Raw genomic sequence first — 5,103 nt, forward strand, 5'->3', positions numbered from 1 at the left:
ACCCCAGCCCGAGGGGGACGTCCCCCTCGGCACCATCGGAGAGATCGCGTTCTCCCGGCACACCGTGATCACCCCCGTCGGGCGCTTCCCGATCAGGGGAACGGTGTGGACGGTGAACGACATGAGCCGCACCGAACGGAACACGCCCACCTGGGCGATCATCGTGGCCATCCTGGTCTTCTGGTGGACCTGTCTGCTCGGACTGCTCTTCCTCCTGGTCAAGGAGCAGAGGACCACCGGGCACGTGCAGGTCACCGTCCAGGGGCACGACAGGCACTACAGCACGACGATCATGGTGACCCACCCGGGCATGGTGGGCCAGATCCACCAGCAGGTGAACTACGCGCGCAACCTGACCTGAGTCGGGCCCGCGCCCGGCGCCGCCCCGGAAGCGGACGGCCGTCCGCTTCCGGGGTAGGCGCCCGCGGTCCCGGGGGCCGGGGCGCTCCCGGCCGCCCCGGAGCCCCGCACCAGGTGTTCACCGACGCCCGCGGCGCGCGCTACCGGGCCACCGCAGCGGCCACGGCCAGGGCCCCGAGGTGGACGGCCCGGGCGAGGCGGACCGCCCGTCGGATGTCGTCGACCCCGGCCCGGGGCCCGTCCCCCATCGCCGGGCGGCGCTCCTCGCGCCCCCCGTAGACGTTGGCGCCGCCCAGGGTCCTGCCGAGCGCTCCCGCGAACGCGGCCTCGCACTGCCCGGCGTTCGGGCTCGGATGCCGGTCACCGTCGCGCCGCCACACGCGCCACGCCCCGCGCACGTCGCCGCCGACCACGGGCGCGGCCAGCACCGCCAGGACCGCGGTCAGCCGGGCCGGACCCCACCCGGCGAGGTCGTCCAGCCGCGCCGAGGCGGATCCGAACCGTTCGTAGCGCTCGTCGCGGTGACCGACCATGGCGTCGAGAGTGTTGACCGCACGGAAACCCGCCAGACCCGCGACCCCGCCCAGGGCTCCCCAGACCAGGGGGCCGACCACGGCGTCGGAGGTGTTCTCCGCGACCGACTCGACCACCGCCCGGGCGACCCCCGCCTCGTCGAGCCCGGAGGGGTCCCTGCCGCACAGGTTCGGCAGGAGTCCCCGCGCCCGCGCGAGGTCGCCCTCCTCCAGGGCCCCGGCGATCCGCTCGGCCTCCCGGCACAGCATGCTGCCGCCGAGCACGGCCCACGTCGTGGCCGCCGTCGCCGCGCCGCCCCGCACCACGGAACCCGCGGCCACCACCGGGAGCACGGCCCCGGCCGTGAACAGGGCCCCGCGCGCCCGCGAGTCCCCGTAGACGCGTCGCTCCCACCATCCCGCGGCACGCCCGTACAGGGCGACCGGATGCCCCCTACGCGGGTCGGGCACCGCCTTGTCGAGCAGGAAGCCCGCCACCAGTCCCAGAGATCGCACCCGACCACGTTAGCCGTGCCAAGGAAGTCCCCCGCAACTCCCAAACCACGGCAAACCATGTTTGTCCCTCTGGGTAATAACACATACACAAAGAGCAATAAGCGACTGACCGTAAGGAGCCCCCTCATGCTGACCGCGCTGACCGCGCTGTTGGTTTCCGCAGGTCAGTGGTGGATGTTCTGACTCCCCGCCCCACTTTGGGCATCGGGACTTCGCGAAACGCCCGGGGTACAGCACCGCACCAGGAGTTAATCACCGGTAACGTGGTGCGCGAGGCCCATAGCGACCGGTTTGGTGGAGCGCGCGTGGTAACGAGAGGCAACTACGAATCACCGTAGTTGATGAGGCTTTGCCCGCCTGTGGGCGACATCGGACGAATACCCTAGAATGTCTGCCCGGGACGCCACCGGCACCACGGCACGGGTCCTCCCGACCGCAGGCCCGCCGAGCGGCCCCGCCCCGCCTCCGGCACGCGACACCCACCCGCGACCACGTGTCACAGCGTGATCACGACCTGCCGTAGCGGGCCACAATTGAATCGAGCACCCGTAGCTCAGTGGATAGAGCACCGGACTTCTAATCCGATGGTCGCAGGTTCGAATCCTGCCGGGTGCGCCACAAACCCCCAGGTCAGATGGGGTGCGCGAGTCGAACAGACGAGGCGCTGGGTCTGGTTCGGGGGCTGAAATGCTCCCCGTGTGCTCCGCAGTGCAGGGTCCAGTACAGGTGGACGAGGACCTCGCGGAGCACTTTGCCGTTTTGTGACCGTGCGAGCCCGGGTCAAGGCGGCCCGGCGTGCGCCCACCAGCGCCCCACAGCCACTCTGGCCCCGCCGCGCAACGCTACATCCCTGGACACGCCCCGTCGCCCCACCGACCGTATATGGCTGCTCCAACCGAAACCCCTCACCCCATGGGACATTCCGCGCCATAACCTGATGGCATCAGCCCTGGACCCAGGGCTCCGGCAAAGTCGGGCAGCGGTGCGGGCGTGTCCGACCCGGTTGGATGGAAGTCCTTCACGCCGCCATCCGTCCGAGGAACACGCCCGCGTATGCCATCGTCCAGCCCCAGTGCTCTCACCGTCGAACCCGTCTCACGCCAAGACCACCTGCTCCAGGTCATCGACATCGACGGTGCCATCGTCACCCTCGACGCGGTGCACACCCAGGCCGACACCGCGGCCACGATCCGCGCCGGGGACTCCCACTACGTCTTGACCGTCAAGGCCAACAACAAGCACCTGTACGTCCAGCCCAAGGGCCTGCCCTGGAAGTACGCGCCCGCGCGCACGATGCGCGGCACGGGCCATGGCCGCCGCGAAACCCGCACGACCAAGACCGCTGACGTCCCGGCGTGAATCACCTTCAAGGGCGCCGCTCACGCGGGTGGGTCATTACCGTAACTGACACGAAAACGTGATCGTGGGCTTGGCCTCGCGAGCCGTCTGGGTCGAATCGGGCACCATCACCCGAAGTCACCGGCCTTCAGCAGTGCAAGCTCAACGATACGGTCGCAAAAGTCACCGAAAGAAATTCCGGCGGGATCCAACGCCTTCGGCAAGAGGCTCTGAGATGTAAGTCCCGGGAGCGTGTTGACTTCCATGAACCAGACAACACCTTCGTCGTCTACGAGGAAGTCGCTGCGGCTGTATCCGTCGAGTTTGAACAAACGATGGATTTTCAACGCTGACGCCTGCAGCTCAGCAGCCAGGTCTGCGCTAATCTGTGCCGGGAAGACTTCAGCAGCCCCCGCCGCCTGGTACTTCGACTCGTAGTCGAAGAGCCGTCCACTATCCGTGATGATCTCTCCTACTGGGAGCGGAGTGTCATCCAGGACGCTGACTGTGAACTCCCGGCCGGCAACATACGTTTCGATCATGACCTCGCCGTACCGAGCCGCGTTCGCGATCGCCGACGAGAAGCCTTTTTCTTCCCGCACGATCTGCAGGCCGACGCTGGAACCCTGGGTGTTTGGCTTCACGATTACCGGGAGGCCCAGTGAGGCCGCGACGGTCGGGAAGTGCGTCTCGTTCATGAGCCAGCTCGGTGTTCGAACTCCACCCTGCTCCGCGAGACGCTTAGAGATATCCTTGTCCATCGCCAGCCCGCTGGAGATACTCGATGAGCCCGTGAATGGCACACCCAGGAGCTCAAGCAGAGCCTGTACGTGACCGTCCTCGCCCGAACCTCCGTGCAACGCAATGAACACGACATCGAACTCCCCAATTGCGTTCCCGAACGCTATCGCGTTCGAGCGTGAGCGAAGGGACAGGAGGCTGCTTTCGGTCGGCTGTTCACGCACCCCGGAGAGCGCGGTCAGCTCGCGATCCTGTGCGGATGTCAGACGCCCGGTCGCGCTATCTATGGCGGTTACATTGTGCCCCTTATCCCGAAGCGCTCTTACCACTTTTGACGCAGAAGCGATCGACACCTCTCGCTCTTCACTGGCCCCTCCGAACAGGACGGCAATATTCATGAGTGCCCCTTCGACAGAATTATGCGTAATTTATCGACGCTGTCGACGATGAGATCGCCCGCCGCCGAGGCGCGAGGGTCCACGAGGTCAGACAGCAAAGCCCCGGCCTTGGCGTCGGCTAGAACAGCTGCTTCGTCGGCCCACGGACTGCCTTCCAGGAAGAAAGAGTCGCTGGGCGACACCGAGCAACTGCCCATGATCACGAGACCGCGCCACGGTCCTGCTCCAGCGAATACTTGCAAATCATGGGCGACCGCAGCAAGGAAACCGTGCCGTGTTGAACTCACGCCGAGCTTAGCAGTTCGCCGACCCGCCCACGAACTTCGATAGGTGGCAGTGCTCAACGCGAATGATTTTCTGTATGTGCTCGGATTTGAGGTTCAGGTGATCAGCCAGAGTTGCGATTCCAACATGCCCGCAGTTGTTGATCGAGTGAATAATGAACGGCTGCTCCAGCAGCTCGCTGACAGTCAACGGGTCTGAGTTCAGGCACCTCATACTGGTATGCGCGCGGCTACCGCCGCGGCGAACGCCGTCCGCATCTGTGGGAGCTCCAAAGGAATGACCCTCCCTGCTTAAATAAAGACAGGGGGGATCATTCTAGCGCGTTCATTACTATTCAATTTAGCACTTATGACCGCAGGGCATCTACTTCTTTTTCCGACTTGCCAGTAGCAAGAATCGAAGACTGGAGGCTACTGTTGCCGCGACCATTAGGAAAAAAGCGAAACCGATGTCATGTGCAACAGGTCTCCCGACGCCTCTTCAATGCTCAAGCCACCCAGAGAGAGCGACGTGGCCAGAAACACGAGCATCATTATGAAACAGAAGGCTCCCGATTTAGCTGCCGCTGGAGATTTCGACATCGCACCCCTCGCCTTTCCTTACTGATTAATTTCTAAGGATATCGCAAGTTCCAGAAGCGCTTTGAATCAGCATGCTCGGTCAGCAGATTCAAGCGAGGTACCGATACCTATGCCTGAAGCTACTACCCCTCCTACGGCAGCACCCCCTGATACAACTGTTCCGGAAGCTGTTACGACGATGCCCACAGCACTGCCAGCGAACCCCAACCATGCCAACTGGCAGTCAGTAAGGAGCCCGGTGGGGTCGGTGTTGTTGATGGGGTCGCACTGGGCGTAGTTGTAGTTGTTGAGTTCCTGCCGGGACGGGTCGGGCTGGGTGAAGCCCAGCGTGAACGTGTTGTGGAAGCGGTGGTTCAGGTGCACCGTGCCGTC

7 protein-coding genes and 1 tRNA gene are annotated in these 5,103 nt (G+C 64.7%); 4 read left to right on the plus strand and 4 right to left on the minus strand.

The window, feature by feature from the left end:
* Positions 1-361: hypothetical protein (locus DQW06_RS13195; protein ID WP_117198545.1), on the plus strand; the 361-nt coding region annotated here is incomplete at its 5' end.
* Positions 362-500: 139 nt separating this feature from the next.
* Here the strand turns inward: DQW06_RS13195 and DQW06_RS13200 are convergent.
* Positions 501-1,388 (minus strand): cobalamin biosynthesis protein, encoded by an 888-nt coding sequence (locus DQW06_RS13200; protein WP_013154455.1) that lies wholly within the window; start codon positions 1,386-1,388, stop codon positions 501-503.
* Positions 1,389-1,930: 542 nt separating this feature from the next.
* Between DQW06_RS13200 and DQW06_RS13205 the strand changes: the two genes are divergently transcribed.
* Positions 1,931-2,006, plus strand: a tRNA-Arg gene (locus DQW06_RS13205).
* A 435-nt stretch (positions 2,007-2,441) separates the two neighbouring features.
* Complete coding sequence (locus DQW06_RS13210; RefSeq protein WP_117198546.1) at positions 2,442-2,747, plus strand: transposase family protein; 306 nt, start codon at positions 2,442-2,444, stop codon at positions 2,745-2,747.
* Positions 2,748-2,854: 107 nt separating this feature from the next.
* On the opposite strand, the gene DQW06_RS13215 is transcribed toward DQW06_RS13210, so the two are convergent.
* Both DQW06_RS13215 and DQW06_RS13220 read right to left on the minus strand, forming a co-directional pair.
* Positions 2,855-3,865, minus strand: coding sequence for a D-alanine--D-alanine ligase (locus DQW06_RS13215; RefSeq protein ID WP_117198547.1), 1,011 nt, complete (start codon positions 3,863-3,865; stop codon positions 2,855-2,857).
* Entirely contained in the window at positions 3,862-4,152 is a 291-nt protein-coding gene (locus DQW06_RS13220; protein ID WP_157983433.1) for a hypothetical protein, read from the minus strand. Before DQW06_RS13220 ends, DQW06_RS13215 begins: the two co-directional genes overlap by 4 nt.
* Positions 4,153-4,195: 43 nt before the next feature.
* Between DQW06_RS13220 and DQW06_RS28920 the strand changes: the two genes are divergently transcribed.
* Entirely contained in the window at positions 4,196-4,348 is a 153-nt protein-coding gene (locus DQW06_RS28920) for a hypothetical protein (RefSeq protein ID WP_157983434.1), read from the plus strand.
* 449 nt (positions 4,349-4,797) lie between these two features.
* Here the strand turns inward: DQW06_RS28920 and DQW06_RS13225 are convergent.
* Positions 4,798-5,103, minus strand: a 306-nt coding sequence (locus DQW06_RS13225; protein WP_304598521.1) for an RHS repeat-associated core domain-containing protein, incomplete at its 5' end; no start/stop codon positions are given.

The organism is Nocardiopsis sp. TNDT3, from assembly GCF_003427465.1.
GTDB lineage: Bacteria > Actinomycetota > Actinomycetes > Streptosporangiales > Streptosporangiaceae > Nocardiopsis > Nocardiopsis dassonvillei.

What these genes read in the sequence shown, in the direction of transcription:
- DQW06_RS13210 (WP_117198546.1), top strand. Translation starts at nt 2,442, where the DNA reads ATGCCATCGTCCAGCCCCAGTGCTCTCACCGTCGAACCCGTCTCACGC.
- DQW06_RS13215 (WP_117198547.1), bottom strand. Translation starts at nt 3,865, where the DNA reads ATGAATATTGCCGTCCTGTTCGGAGGGGCCAGTGAAGAGCGAGAGGTG.